Here is a 13,399-nt window from a genome sequence, read left to right as displayed (position 1 = left end):
CAGAACAAGAAAATCTCGCCTTGCAAGCAAGGGAAGGAACTCAAATGTCTGCCACGTCCGCGCGGCTATTGTCGCTCTCGGCCGCCACCATGTTGCTCGCCATTTCCTCGACCCACGTCCTTGCCCAGAAGAAATACGACACCGGCGCCAGCGACACCGAAATCAAGCTCGGCAATATCGTGCCCTATAGCGGACCGGCTTCGGCCTATGGCGCCGTCGGCAAGGCGCAGGCAGGCTATTTCAAGATGATCAACGATCAGGGCGGCATCAACGGCCGCAAGATCAACTACATCAGCTATGACGACGCCTATTCGCCGCCGAAGGCTGTTGAGCAGACCCGCAAACTGGTCGAGTCTGACGAAGTGCTCTTGATGTTTTCGGCGCTCGGCACACCGTCCAATACGGCGATCCAGAAATATCTCAACGCCAAGAAGGTGCCGCAGCTGTTCCTCGCCACCGGCGCAACCAAATGGGCCGACCCGAAGAACTTCCCCTGGACCATGGGCTGGCTGCCCAGCTACCAGAGCGAAGGCCGCATCTACGCCAAGTACCTGCTGAAGGAAAAGGCCGGCGCCAAGATCGGCGTGCTCTACCAGAATGACGACTTCGGCAAGGACTACCTGAAGGGCGTCAAGGACGGCCTCGGCGACAAGGCCTCGTCCATCGTCATCGAGGAGAGCTATGAGCTCACCGAGCCGACCGTGGATTCCCACATCGTCAAGATGAAGTCGGTCAATCCCGACGTTGTCATCATCTTCGCGACGCCGAAGTTTGCCGCACAGACCATCAAGAAGATCGCCGAACTCGGCTGGAAGCCGACCATGATCGTGCCGGGCGTCAGCGTCTCCATCGGCCAGGTACTGCGTCCCGCAGGCTTCGAGAATGCGCAGGGCTTGCTCTCCGCGCATTACTCCAAGGACGCCACCGACCCGCAGTGGAAGGATGATCCGGGCATCAAGGCCTATCGCGAATTCCTCGCCAAATACGTGCCGGACGGCAACCCCTCGGATTCGTCGCTGATGTCCGGCTACAATATCGCCGAGACCATGGCGATCCTGCTCAAGCAGTGCGGTGACGACCTCACCCGCGCCAATGTGATGAAGCAGGCGGCGAACCTCAAGGATGTCCAGCAGTCGACGCTGCTGCCTGGCGTCAAGGTCAACACCTCGCCCACCGACTTCTCGCCGATCGAGCAGATGCAGCTGATGCGCTTCGAAGGCGAGAACTGGAAACTGTTCGGCGACGTACTCACCGGCGAGCTCGGCACAGGCGGCAGCGGGGGCTAATCTCTGCCCACTATGAAACGGTAAAGCCCTTCGCACGTTGCGAAGGGCTTTTTTCTTTGCCCGCCACATTTCAGAGCGCAGGCAAGGCATCTTGCCGTTCAGGTCGTAGAGCGGCATAACCCCGGGCATGACCGATAAACGCCCCCTGCTCCGCGCAATTTTCGATGCCGCAGTTGCTGCGGCCCATCCCGATGTCATCCTCAGCGTCCACCTGCCGGCGCCGCCGAAGGGCCGCATCATCTGCCTCGCCGCCGGCAAGGGCGCCGCCGCCATGGCTGCCGCCGCGGAAAAGCACTATCTCGACACGCTGAAACTAGATCCCGCGCGCCTCACCGGCATCGCCACCACGCGCCATGGCCATGGCGTGCCGACACGGCGCATCCGTGTGGTCGAGGCCGGCCATCCCGTGCCCGATGAAGCGGGCCTCAAGGGTGCCGACGACAGCCTCAGGCTTGCAGCGGAAGCCACTGCCGACGACCTGCTGCTGGTGCTGATTTCCGGCGGCGGCTCAGCCAACTGGACCGCGCCGGTGGCGGGCATCACCTTCCAGCAGAAACAGCAACTCAACCGCGCGCTGCTGCGCTCCGGTGCGGTAATCGGCGAGATCAACACCGTGCGCAAGCATCTTTCCCGCATCAAGGGCGGCCGCCTTGCCCGCGCCGGGCAGAAGGCCGAGATCGTGACGCTGGCGATTTCCGACGTGCCGCATGACGATCCCGCCGTGATCGCATCGGGACCGACGGTGCCGGATACGACCACATTGGCCGATGCCCGTGCGATCATCGCGAAGTTCAACCTCACCATCGACGAAGCCGTGCGCGCGGCGCTCAGTGACAGGGTGAACGAAAGCGTGAAGCCGAACGACGTCGCATTCGCACGTGCGAATTTTGAGCTGATCGCACGTCCGCGCGAGTCACTCGATGCCGCGATCAAGGTGGCGAAAGATGCTGGCTATGAGATCATCGATCTCAGCGCCGATCTCGAAGGCGAAGCCCGCGAGGTTGCCGCCGCTCATGCGAAGCTCGCATTGAAAGCGCAGGCCGACGGCAAGAAACTCGCGATCCTCTCCGGCGGCGAACTCACGGTGACCGTCACGGGCAACGGCCGCGGCGGCCCGAACCAGGAATACGCGCTGGCGCTGGTCGAGGCGTTCAAGGACACGACAGGCATCGTCGCATTGGCCGGTGACACCGACGGCGCCGATGGCGGCGCCGGCAGCGCCAGCGATCCCGCCGGTGCGATCATCGATGCACGTACGTTCGAGGCCATGCGTACGCAGAAGCTCGATGCGAAGGCAACGCTGGCGAATAACGACGCGACGACGTTCTTCACCGCGACAGGCGATCTGCTGCAGACCGGGCCGACGCTGACCAATGTGAATGATATCAGGGTGATTTTGGTGGATTGAGACTATCTCGTCATTCCGGGGCGCGAGCGCGACTTGGCGGTCGCGAACCCGGAATCTCGAAATGAGATTCACATATTGGGATTCCGGGCTCGCGCTCTTGGCTGCGCCGAGATCGCGCCCCGGAATGACAATTAGAACTCCCGAGCGATCTTCGCCATCATCCCGAGCAGCGCTTTGTGCTCAGCCGGCCCCAGCACCTCGATCAGCCGGGCCTCGTGCCGCGTGGCCACCAGCTTCTTCGCGCGCGCCAGCGTGGCCCGGCCTTTGTCGGTGAGCATCAGCACATGGGAGCGGCGATCGCTCGGCGAGCGCATCCGCGTCAGCAAGTCGCGGCTCTCCAGCGCGTCAAGCAGCGAAACGAAATTTGGACGGAGAATGCCGAGCGTATTGGCGATTTCAGTCTGGTTGCGGCCGGGGTTCTTGTCCAGCAGTAGCAGGACCGAGAACTGCGCCGGCGTCAGCTGCAGCGGCGCCATGCAGCGCAGAAAGTCCTCGAACACCTTCAACTGCGCGCGTTTCAGCGAATAGCCCAGCAGCTCTGACAGTTCGCCGAGCTGCAGCGCACCGCCCTCCTCGTCGAACCCGACGGGCGCGACCTGCTTGGCTTGATCCTGAGACGTCATCTTTGAAACAGTCATCGCTCGCTTTCCGCGATACCGGCGGCTTGAATGAAACACCCGGTCGACGTGCGACAGGCCTTGAGATTATGTTCAATAATCGTTATGAAGTATATCAAATAGACGGCGGGTTTCAACCGCCATTGTTGATCGTCCCGCGCCTGTGGTATCCGGCGCGCCAGACAGTGTGGGGGAGCGCGCGGCTTTGAATACGACGATTTTGCTGTTCCTTTTGCAGGACGGCATCACCAATGGCGCGATCTATGCGCTGCTCGGGCTGGCCCTGGTGCTGGTCTTTGCGGTGACGCGCATCATCCTGATCCCCCAGGGCGAATTCATCACCTTTGGTGCGCTGACCTATGCCAGCCTCTCGGCCGGCCAGATGCCGGGCACCATCAAGCTCGCCGTCGCCATGGGCGTCGTGGCCTTTGCCTTCGATCTCTTCACCTTCCGCAAGGCGCTCGATGCCAGGCGCGTACTGCGCTCGATTGCGGTCAATATCGTGTTCCCGCTGGCGATCTGGGGCGTGATGTGGGCGCTGGGTGGACGACCGGGGAATATCGCCCTCAACATCGCGCTGTCTCTGCTGATCGTCGCCGCGATCGGACTCTATCTCTACCGCATCGCGTTCCAGCCGATCGCCCACACCTCGGTTCTGGTGCTGCTGATCGCCTCGGTGGGCTGCCATCTCGCGCTACAGGGTTTTGGCCTCGTCTTCTTCGGTGCCGAGGGCCAGCGGGGACCTGCGATCTCGTCTGACGCCATCACCATCGGCGCGCTGCGCTTCACCGGCCAGAGCATCGCCGTCTATGGCATCACCATCGCACTAATCGTCGGGTTGTGGCTGTTCTTCGGCTACACGCTCTATGGCAAGGCGCTGCGCGCCACCGCCGTCAACCGCCTCGGTGCCCGTCTCGTCGGCATCCGCACGTCGCTCTCCGGCCAGATCGCGTTCCTGCTGGCCTCGGTCATCGGCGCCATCTCGGGCATCCTGATCGTGCCGATCACCACCCTCTATTACGACACCGGCTTCCTGATCGGCCTGAAGGGCTTCATCGCCGCCATCATCGGCGGCCTCGTCAGCTATCCGCTCACGGCCGCCGCCGCGATTCTGGTCGGCTGCGTCGAGGCGTTCTCATCGTTCTATGCAAGCAACTACAAGGAAGTCATCGTCTTCACGCTGATCCTTCCGGTTCTGGTGCTGCGTTCGCTCGCCGCACCTGCAGTCGAAGAAGAGAAGGATTGAGCACCATGACGTCGCGTATCCTTCCCATTCTCGTCTTCGCGCTGGTGATGGCCACAATCCCGTTCGTGCCGGGCGTGCCGCCATTCTGGATCGTGCTGCTCGACAATATCGGCCTCGCCGCGCTTGTCGCCATGGGCCTCGTGCTGCTCACCGGCGTCGGCGGCCTGACCTCATTCGGCCAAGCGGCGTTCTGCGGTTTCGGCGCCTACACCACGGCCTATCTCACCACGGCTTACGGGATGTCGCCGTGGCTGACGCTGCCAATGTCGCTGATCGTCTCAGGCCTCGCCGCGGTGTTGCTCGGCATCATCACCATGCGCCTGTCCGGGCATTACCTGCCGCTCGGCACCATTGCTTGGGGCATCAGCCTGTTCTATCTGTTCAGCAAGCTGGAATTCCTCGGCCGTAACGACGGCATCTCGGGCATCCCGCCGCTGTCGATCGGCAACTGGAAGATGCTGGATCCCGGCTCGATCTACTTCCCGATCTGGATCGCGGTCATCATCTGCGCGCTGCTGTCCATGAATCTTTTGGACTCGCGGACCGGCCGCGCCATCCGCGCGCTACGCCGCGGCCATATTGCCGCCGAAGCCTTCGGCGTGCAGACGGCACGCGCAAAGCTCCTGGTCTTCATCTACGCAGCAGTTCTCGCCGGCCTGTCCGGCTGGCTCTATGCGCATTTCCAGCGCGCTGCGAATCCGACGCCGTTCGGACCGCATCTCGGTATCGAATATCTGTTCATCGCGGTGGTCGGCGGCGCAGGCTATGTCTGGGGCGGCGTGCTCGGTGCAGCCGTGGTTGTGATCCTCAAGGAAGTCCTGCAGAGCTATCTGCCGCTGATCTTCGGCGGCGGCGGTGGCCAGCTCGAAACCATCGTGTTCGGCATCCTGCTCGTCACGCTGCTGCAACTCGCGCCGACTGGCATGTGGCCGTGGCTGACCGCGTGGCTGCCGTCTGGCGACAGCCGCAAGCGCCCCGCACCGGCCGATGCACTGCCCGCCCGCAACGACCATCGTCCGGATACCGGCGTATTGCTGCAGGTCGACAAGGCACGCAAGCAGTTTGGCGGCGTCGTCGCCGTCAACGACGTGTCGTTCAACGTGCAGGCGCGCGAGATCGTCGCTTTGATCGGCCCCAACGGCGCCGGCAAGAGTACGACCTTCAACCTCATCACCGGCGTACTGGCCGCGACCGCCGGCAAGGTCGCGGTACTCGGCAAGAGTGTGTCCGGCGCGCCGCCGCAGGAGATCGTCAAGCTCGGCATTGCCCGTACCTTCCAGCATGTGAAGCTGGTGCCCGATATGACCGTGCTGGAAAACGTCGCCCTCGGCGCGCATCTGCGCGGACGTTCGGGCGCCATCGCCAGCATGCTGAGGCTTGACCGCGCCGACGAAGCGAAGCTGCTCGCGGAAGCTGCCAAGCAGATCGAACGTGTCGGTCTCGGCGACCAGATGAACCAGCTCGCAGGATCCTTGTCGCTCGGCCAGCAACGCATCGTCGAGATCGCCCGCGCACTCTGCGTCGATCCGATGCTACTGCTGCTCGACGAGCCCGCGGCCGGCCTCCGCCACATGGAGAAGCAGCAACTGGCATCGCTGCTGCGGCAGCTGCGCGATGGCGGCATGTCGGTGCTGCTGGTCGAACACGACATGGGCTTCGTCATGAATCTCGCCAACCGCATCGTGGTGCTCGATTTCGGCACCAAAATCGCCGAGGGCACACCGGCTGACATCAAGACCAATCCCGACGTCATCAAGGCCTATCTGGGAGCGGTCGCATGAGCGCGTTGCTGCAAGTCACCGATGCGCATGTCGCCTATGGCAAGGTCGAGGCGGTCCGTGCGGTCAATCTCGAGGTTCGCGCCGACGAGATCGTCACGATCATTGGCGCCAACGGCGCCGGCAAGACCACTCTGCTCAATGCGGTGATGGGCATCCTGCCGCTGAAGGGTGGCGTGACATTCGCCGGACAGGACGTCTCCAAGATCGACATCGAAGACCGCGTCGCTGCCGGCCTCAGCCTCGTGCCCGAACATCGCGAATTGTTCGCCACGATGAATGTGGAAGACAACCTGCTGCTCGGCGCCTTCCGTATCGACAAGGCGACTGCCGCGCGATCTTTCGAGCACGTCTACACCCTGTTCCCGCGCCTCAAGGAACGCCGCAAGCAACTGGCCGGCACATTGTCGGGCGGCGAACAGCAGATGCTGGCCATGGGCCGTGCTCTGATGGGCGCGCCAAAGCTCTTGATGCTCGACGAGCCGAGCCTCGGCCTCGCCCCGATCATCGTCGCCGACATCTTCCGCATCGTCAGTGAGCTCAGGGCGGCCGGCGTCTCGGTGCTGCTGGTCGAGCAGAATGCGCAGGCCGCGCTGAAGATCGCGGATCGTGCCTATGTGATGGAGCTCGGCGAATTCATCCTCGATGGCGTCGCCAGCGATATCGCCAGCAACCAGCGCGTCGTGGCCAGCTATCTTGGCTTTCAGCACGAAGGCGCGAGCGCAATCTGATCTCGATCATATGAAAAAGCCGGCTGTCTCGCGACAGCCGGCTTTTGTTTGAGCTGTGTTCCGCCTTACTTCGCCGGAACGTACTTCCCGTCCTTCACAGTCAGCAAAATCCGCGAGCGATCGTCGACGCCGTTGCGGTCCTGTTCGGTGTAGTTGTAAACGCCCTGTGTCGCGGCGATTTCCTTCTCGCTCATCAGCGCTTGGCGGATGGCTTCGCGGAATTCCGGGGTGCCAGGCTTGGCGGTCTTCAGCGCGACGGGCACGACGCGCTTGAGCACTTCGAACACGTCATAGGCGTGACCGGCGAACTGGCTGCGGCTGTGGGCGCCGTATTTAGCTTCATAGACTGCGTTGAGTTCGAGACCGGGCTTCTTGGTCAGCGCCGTATCGGGCTGGCCTTCCGGATACATCACCGGGCCCGCAGCCATCAGCACGCCTTCGGCAGACTTGCCGGCGATGCGGATGAAGTCGTTCGAGGCGGCGCCGTGGGTCTGGTAGATCAGGCCCTTGTAGCCGCGGTCGCGCAATTCGGACTGCGGCATGCCGGCACCGGTGCCGGCCGCGCCAATAAGGATCGCATCGGGATTGGCTGCAATCAGCTTCAGCGCCTGGCCGGTGATCGACGTATCAGGACGCGCGAAGCGCTCATCATCGACGATGGACATGCCCATCGCACTGGTCTGGGCCTTGAGGTCGTTGAACCACAGGTCGCCATAGCTGTCTGAGTAACCGACATAGCCGATGGTCTTCACGCCATGGGCCTTCATGTGGTCGTACATGACCTTGCCGACAATCTCGACCGGTTGCGGCATATCCACCGACCACTTCACACGCGCCGGCGTGAACGGCATCGGCGACAGGCTGAAATGCGGCACGCCGGCTTCGTTGGCGACCGCCGACATGGCGACCGAGGACGGTACGATCGACGAGCCAACCATGATGTCGGCCTTGGATTCCGACACGAAGCGGCGCGCATTGGTGGTCGCGACGGAGGGATCGCCGCCGTCATCGAGCACGATCAGCTTCAGCGGCACGCCGCCGATGTCTTTGGGCACGAATTCAAGTGCATTGCGCTCGGGCACGCCCAGCGCCGCGGCAGGGCCGGTGGTCGACAGGCTGATGCCGATGGCGATGTCGGCAGTCTGGGTTTCAGCGGGGGTCGCAATGGCCAGCGAGACGGCAATGGCCGCAATCGCCAGATGAAGCTTGGACATATCGAATCTTTCTCGTGTGGAAGCGGAGAGCGCCGAAAGCGGCAGCGATGCCGGCAGACGTGGCGCTGGTTGTGGCCGCGCGAAGGCTCGCGCACAGCAAAAAGCCGACCCTCTGGCGAGGGCCGGCCTTGTTATCGAAAAATGCCGGCGAAGCAAAGGCGCTTGGCGCCCCTGCCCTCCGTCAGATCTGCATTACTGGGCGAGAACGTATTTGCCGTCTTTCACCGTCAGCAGGATGCGCGAACGCTCATCGAGGCCATACCGATCCTTTTCCGTGAAGTTGTAGACGCCCTGGGAGGCCGCGATTTCCTTCTCGGTCATCAGCGCCTGGCGGATAGCTTCGCGGAACTCGGGGGTACCCGGCTTAGCAGTCTTGAGCGCCACCGGGATCACCCGCTTCAGCACTTCGAAGGCGTCATAGGAGTGGCCGGCGAACTGGCTGCGGCTGTTGGGGCCGTATTTGGCCTCATAGGCTGCGTTCAGCGCCAGACCGGGCTTCTTGGTCAGGGCCGTATCGGCCTGACCTTCCGGATACATCACCGGGCCCGACGCCATCAGCACGCCCTCGGCGGCTTTGCCGGCAATGCGGATGAAGTCCATGCTGGCAGCACCATGGGTCTGGTAGATCAGGCCCTTGTAGCCCTTGTCGCGCAGCTCGGTCTGCGGCAGCGCCGCGGCAGTGCCGGAGGCGCCGATCAGGATCGCGTCAGGATTGGCGGCGATCAGCTTCAGCACCTGACCGGTGACGGAAGTGTCCGGGCGCGCGAAACGCTCCTCGGCGACGACCTTCATGTCCATCGGACCGGTCTGGTTCTTCACATCGTTGAACCAGAGATCGCCGTAGGAGTCGGAGTAACCGATATAGCCGATGGTCTTGATGCCTTTCGACTTCATGTGATCATACATCACCTTGCCGACGATCGGCACCGGCTGTGGCATGCCGACCGACCACTTGGCGCGCTCCGGCGTGATCGGGAACGGCGCGAGACCGAAATGCGGAATGCCGGCTTCGTTGGCGACGGTCGAGACCGCGATGGTCGGCGGCGTCGTGGCCGATCCCATGATGATGTCGGCCTTGGATTCAGTGACGAAGCGGCGAGCGTTCGTGGTCGCGACGGTCGGATCGCCGCCGTCGTCGAGCACGATAACCTTCAGCGGAACGCCGCCGATTTCCTTGGGCACGAATTCGAGTGCGTTGCGCTCGGGAATGCCCAGCGCCGCGGCGGGGCCGGTGGTTGACGTTGTGATGCCGATGGTGATGTCGGGGGTCTGGGCAATGGCCGGGCCGGCCAGTGCCAGCGAGGCGGCAACGGCCGCGATCGCCAAGTGATGCTTGGTCATGGGTCTCTCCCTCCAGGTTATTTTTTATGTTCTCAGCTAAATCAAAGTTCGGCTGGTTGATCAGCCCCTTCTTTAGGTCAGTGCGCCCTTACCGGTAAAGGGCCGGCGCACTGATGCTTTGCCGCAGGCTTAACGTGGCGCCATGCGCAGCGAGGCGTCGAGCCGGACCACCTCGCCGTTCAGATACGGATTATCGATCATGTGCAGTGCGAGAGACGCGAATTCGTCGGCATGGCCGAGCCGGCGCGGGAACGGGATCGCCGCGGCGAGACTGTCCTGCGCCTCCTGCGGCAGGCCGGCCAAAAGCGGCGTCATGAACAGGCCCGGCGCGATGGTCAGCACGCGAATGCCGAACTGCGCCATTTCGCGGGCGATGGGCAGCGTCATGCCGACAATCCCGCCCTTGGACGCCGAATAGGCGGACTGGCCGATCTGGCCGTCATAGGCCGCCACCGAGGCCGTCGAGATCACAACGCCGCGCTCGCCGGTTTCCAGCGGCTCCAGCTTGGACATCGGGTCCGTTGCCAGGCGGATCATGTTGAAGGAGCCAATAAGGTTGACGCGGATCACCTTGTCGAAATCGCCGAGCGCCATCGGACCATCGCGGCCAATCACGCGCTTGGCGACGCCGATGCCGGCGCAGTTCACCAGCACACGCGCCGGGCCGTGCGCCTTGGCGGCGGCGACGACCGCGGCTTCAGCAGAGGCGGCGTCGGACACGTCGCAGGAAATGGCGATGCCGCCGATCTCCTTTGCAACGGTGTCGGCAAGCGTTGTGTTGAGATCGAGCAGCGCGACCTTTGCGCCTTGCGCAGCGAGCCTGCGGGCCGTTGCCGCGCCGAGGCCGGATGCGCCGCCGGTGACGATGGCGGCCTGGTTCTTCAGTTGCATGATATCCTCCCGTGTTTCGATTTCTCTGCCGCTCGTTGGTGGCTTTCAATCAAATCGCAATCACCTTCACGGCTTCCGGATTTCCATAAATATCGTCGATCAACTTGGCGCGATGCTCCAGCACCGCGCGTTGATTGACTGAGCCCTTGTCCGTGACCTCGCCGCGATCGATGGACAGCGGCATGTCGAGCAGCACCGCCTTGGCGATGCGCGTCGAGGAGCCGGTGGCGCCGGCCATGAAGCGCGTGAGGCGCTCACAGAACGCGTCGCGGATGATCGGATCATTAGCCGCCGCGGCAAGATCGCCAGCCGGCAGGTCGGGATTGATCATGCGACAGCCATCGAGATCGAGGATCACGAGCGCTGCAAGTTCATCGCGGTTGATACCCGCGATCACCACGTCGCGCACGAGCGGCGCACAGGTGCCGACGAAGCGTGCACGCAGCGGGCCGACGCTGACCCAGGTGCCGCTGCCAAGCTTGAAATCCTCGGAGATGCGGCCGTCGAAATCGAAACCAGCGGAAAGATCATTGGGATCGACGGCCTTCAGCGCATCGCCGAAGATGTAATAGCCTTCCTCGTCGAACGCTTTCGCCGTCAACTCCGGCTCGCGCCAATAGCCGGGCGTGATGTTCGGCCCCTTGGCGCGTACTTCCATCTTGCCGTTGTTCGGCACCAGCTTGGCCTCGTTGCCCGGCACCGGAAGGCCGACATGGCCGGAACGGCTGGTCACGGGATTGACGCACATGAAGAAGGGTGAGGTCTCGGTCGCGCCGAGACCCGTCAGCATCGGCACGCGCACGCCGGTGGTCTGAACCGAGAGCTCATCGAGGCTGTCCCAAACATAGGCGGACAGCGCCGCGCCGCTGAAGAACATCGCATGCAAGCGGGCGAAGAATTTTTCACGCAGCTCTGCATCTTTGCGCAGATAGGGCAGCAGCGATTCATAGCCCTTGGGGACGTTGAAATAGACCGTCGGCGAGATCTCGCGGAGATTACGAATTGTCTGTTCGATGCCCGCGGGCGTCGGCTTGCCGTCGTCGAGATACATCGAGCCGCCATTGAACAGCGTCAGCCCGATATTGTGATTGCCGCCGAAGGTGTGATTCCATGGCAACCAATCGATGATCACCGGCGGCTCGTCCTTGAGGAAGGCCAGCGTATCGCGCAGCATGATCTGGTTGGCGCACATCATGCGCTGGGTGTTGATCACAGCCTTCGGATTGCCGGTGGAGCCTGAGGTCAGCAAAAACTTCGCGATGGTGTCAGGACCGATGGCAGCGTTCGCAGCGTCGAGATTGGCGGCCTCCGGCGTCACGAGCAGATCGGAGAGTTTGGTCACCGACCGGTCCGGCAGAGCGCCAGTGGAAACGACGACTTCGGTGTCGGCCAGTACATTGAAGTGAATGGCGTTCGTGAACGCATTGGCGTCATCGACGAAGACCAGCCCCGGAGTCAGTAGTTTCATGAGATAGCCGAGCTTGCCGTAGTCCTTCGACACCAGCGAATAAGCCGGCGACACCGGCGCATAGGGAATGCCGGCATAGAGCGCACCGAAAGCGATCAGCGCGTGATCGATGGAATTGCCCGAGAGAATGACGATGGGCCTGTCGGCGGACAGCCCACGCGATAACAGCGCCGAGGCGATGTGGCGCGCGGCATCCAGCATCTGCGCGTAAGTGACCTCGCGCCAGCCGCCGCCTTCCGCGCGCTCGGCCATGAAGACGCGATCCGGCGTCTCCCTGGCCCAGTGATGCAGATAATCGGTGACGCGTTCCGGATAGTCACCGATCGTATTGGTCGGGCGCAGATAGATGGTGCCGTCGTCGTGGCGTTCGATGGTGACCGCGGGATCGCCATAGGAAATCGGCCGCAGCGGATGCGCGGTTATCGTTCGCTTTGTCTGATCGATTTTGTCGGCACTTGCAGACATTGTTTCCGCCCTGTGTATTCGTCCCGATTGTTGCTTTTATTTTTGTTCGTTGTCGTCTTGCTGGATTAGCCGGGCTTCACCTTGCCGGCCTTGCGCTCCAGAAAATCCCTGATGCGATTTTTCGCCTCCTGATCGCTCTGCGCCACCGAGGCCATCAGCGCTTCGAGCATCAGGCCCGTCTGCGGACTGGCTTCGGCGATCAGCGGCAAGGCCTGCAGCACGGCAAAATTTGTCAACGGTGCGTTCTGCGCGACACGCTCGGCAAGCTCGATGGCCTTGGGCAAGGCCCCGCCGGCTTCCGTCAGATACTGCGCGAAGCCGAGCGACATGCCCTCCTCCGCCTTGTAGACGCGGCCGGTGAGCATCATATCGGCCATCCGATGCACACCGATCAGGCGCGGCAGACGCATCGACCCGCCGCCACCGACGAAGATGCCGCGGCTGCCTTCCGGCAGCGCGTAATAGACCGAGGGATCGGCAACGCGGATATGTGTGGAGCAAGCCAGTTCAAGCCCGCCGCCGATCACGGCACCCTGCAGTGCGGCGATCACCGGGACGCGGCAATGCTGGATGATATCGAACACCCGGTGCCACATCCGCGAATGCATGAGGCCGGCCGTCGCGTCGCGCTCGGTGAGTTCGGACAGATCGAGACCCGCGGAAAAATGCCCGCCGATGCCATGCACCACCACCGCGCCGATGTCTTCCGGCAGCGACGCGAAGCAACGCTCGATGTCCAGGATCAGTCCATCGTTCAGCGCGTTGCGCTTGGCGGGACGGTTCAGGCCCACGATCAGCACGCGACCCTGGGTTTCAATCTGGAGCATGGCGGCGGCAGCGGCGACGGTTTGGTTCATGAGCGCGATTAGGTCCTGGCTAGAATAATTATATCTTATAACGAACTCCGAATGAGTCAATCTTGCGGTGCAATAGGGGCTGATTTCGTCCTACAAA

At 62.8% G+C, this 13,399-nt stretch carries 11 protein-coding genes; 5 read left to right on the top strand and 6 right to left on the bottom strand.

The features are described 5' to 3' along the window. Positions 1-44: 44 nt before the first annotated feature. On the top strand, positions 45-1,286 hold the full coding sequence (locus A4A58_RS19360) for an ABC transporter substrate-binding protein (RefSeq protein WP_068735047.1): 1,242 nt from the start codon (positions 45-47) through the stop codon (positions 1,284-1,286). 127 nt (positions 1,287-1,413) lie between these two features. Then, positions 1,414-2,694: a glycerate kinase type-2 family protein gene (locus A4A58_RS19355; RefSeq protein ID WP_068735046.1), complete on the top strand. Its 1,281-nt coding sequence runs from the start codon at positions 1,414-1,416 to the stop codon at positions 2,692-2,694. Between the two features lie 131 nt (positions 2,695-2,825). Here A4A58_RS19355 and A4A58_RS19350 read toward each other — a convergent pair whose 3' ends face one another. Beyond that, entirely contained in the window at positions 2,826-3,332 is a 507-nt protein-coding gene (locus A4A58_RS19350) for a MarR family winged helix-turn-helix transcriptional regulator (RefSeq protein ID WP_081421958.1), read from the bottom strand. Between the two features lie 184 nt (positions 3,333-3,516). On the opposite strand from A4A58_RS19350, the gene A4A58_RS19345 reads away from it, so the two are divergent. From A4A58_RS19345 to A4A58_RS19335, 3 genes are read left to right on the top strand one after another with little or no spacing between them, the layout of a single operon-like run. Next, positions 3,517-4,557: a branched-chain amino acid ABC transporter permease gene (locus A4A58_RS19345; protein WP_068735044.1), complete on the top strand. Its 1,041-nt coding sequence runs from the start codon at positions 3,517-3,519 to the stop codon at positions 4,555-4,557. A 5-nt stretch (positions 4,558-4,562) separates the two neighbouring features. Next, the gene (locus tag A4A58_RS19340) at positions 4,563-6,338 is read left to right on the top strand and encodes a branched-chain amino acid ABC transporter ATP-binding protein/permease (protein WP_068735042.1); all 1,776 of its coding nucleotides are present in this window, start codon (positions 4,563-4,565) and stop codon (positions 6,336-6,338) included. Further along, entirely contained in the window at positions 6,335-7,066 is a 732-nt protein-coding gene (locus A4A58_RS19335; RefSeq protein WP_068735040.1) for an ABC transporter ATP-binding protein, read from the top strand. Before A4A58_RS19340 ends, A4A58_RS19335 begins: the two co-directional genes overlap by 4 nt. A 65-nt stretch (positions 7,067-7,131) precedes the next feature. Here A4A58_RS19335 and A4A58_RS19330 read toward each other — a convergent pair whose 3' ends face one another. The 5 genes from A4A58_RS19330 to A4A58_RS19310 all read right to left on the bottom strand — a co-directional run bounded on the left by A4A58_RS19330 (position 7,132) and on the right by A4A58_RS19310 (position 13,302). After that, positions 7,132-8,280 carry an ABC transporter substrate-binding protein gene (locus A4A58_RS19330; protein ID WP_068735038.1) on the bottom strand — a complete coding sequence of 383 codons (1,149 nt, stop codon included), beginning with the start codon at positions 8,278-8,280 and terminating at the stop codon, positions 7,132-7,134. Positions 8,281-8,472: 192 nt separating this feature from the next. Continuing rightward, positions 8,473-9,621: an ABC transporter substrate-binding protein gene (locus A4A58_RS19325; RefSeq protein ID WP_068735036.1), complete on the bottom strand. Its 1,149-nt coding sequence runs from the start codon at positions 9,619-9,621 to the stop codon at positions 8,473-8,475. Positions 9,622-9,750: 129 nt separating this feature from the next. Beyond that, complete coding sequence (locus A4A58_RS19320; protein ID WP_068735034.1) at positions 9,751-10,512, bottom strand: SDR family NAD(P)-dependent oxidoreductase; 762 nt, start codon at positions 10,510-10,512, stop codon at positions 9,751-9,753. A gap of 49 nt (positions 10,513-10,561) precedes the next feature. Next, complete coding sequence (locus A4A58_RS19315; protein ID WP_068735032.1) at positions 10,562-12,445, bottom strand: feruloyl-CoA synthase; 1,884 nt, start codon at positions 12,443-12,445, stop codon at positions 10,562-10,564. Positions 12,446-12,510: 65 nt separating this feature from the next. Then, positions 12,511-13,302 carry a crotonase/enoyl-CoA hydratase family protein gene (locus tag A4A58_RS19310; protein WP_068735031.1) on the bottom strand — a complete coding sequence of 264 codons (792 nt, stop codon included), beginning with the start codon at positions 13,300-13,302 and terminating at the stop codon, positions 12,511-12,513. Positions 13,303-13,399: the final 97 nt, after the last annotated feature.

Source organism: Tardiphaga robiniae (assembly GCF_001618955.1).
Lineage (GTDB): Bacteria > Pseudomonadota > Alphaproteobacteria > Rhizobiales > Xanthobacteraceae > Tardiphaga > Tardiphaga robiniae_A.
The sequence above is the reverse complement of the archived record's forward strand: the minus strand, read 5'-3'. Positions and strand labels throughout refer to the sequence as shown.

Excerpts from the sequence above, each read along its gene's own strand:
- A4A58_RS19320 (WP_068735034.1), bottom strand. The coding sequence starts at position 10,512 with ATGCAACTGAAGAACCAGGCCGCCATCGTCACCGGCGGCGCATCCGGC.
- A4A58_RS19310 (WP_068735031.1), bottom strand. The coding sequence starts at position 13,302 with ATGAACCAAACCGTCGCCGCTGCCGCCGCCATGCTCCAGATTGAAACC.
- A4A58_RS19350 (WP_081421958.1), bottom strand. The coding sequence starts at position 3,332 with ATGACTGTTTCAAAGATGACGTCTCAGGATCAAGCCAAGCAGGTCGCG.
- A4A58_RS19325 (WP_068735036.1), bottom strand. The coding sequence starts at position 9,621 with ATGACCAAGCATCACTTGGCGATCGCGGCCGTTGCCGCCTCGCTGGCA.
- A4A58_RS19360 (WP_068735047.1), top strand. The coding sequence starts at position 45 with ATGTCTGCCACGTCCGCGCGGCTATTGTCGCTCTCGGCCGCCACCATG.
- A4A58_RS19355 (WP_068735046.1), top strand. The coding sequence starts at position 1,414 with ATGACCGATAAACGCCCCCTGCTCCGCGCAATTTTCGATGCCGCAGTT.
- A4A58_RS19330 (WP_068735038.1), bottom strand. The coding sequence starts at position 8,280 with ATGTCCAAGCTTCATCTGGCGATTGCGGCCATTGCCGTCTCGCTGGCC.
- A4A58_RS19335 (WP_068735040.1), top strand. The coding sequence starts at position 6,335 with ATGAGCGCGTTGCTGCAAGTCACCGATGCGCATGTCGCCTATGGCAAG.
- A4A58_RS19315 (WP_068735032.1), bottom strand. The coding sequence starts at position 12,445 with ATGTCTGCAAGTGCCGACAAAATCGATCAGACAAAGCGAACGATAACC.
- A4A58_RS19340 (WP_068735042.1), top strand. The coding sequence starts at position 4,563 with ATGACGTCGCGTATCCTTCCCATTCTCGTCTTCGCGCTGGTGATGGCC.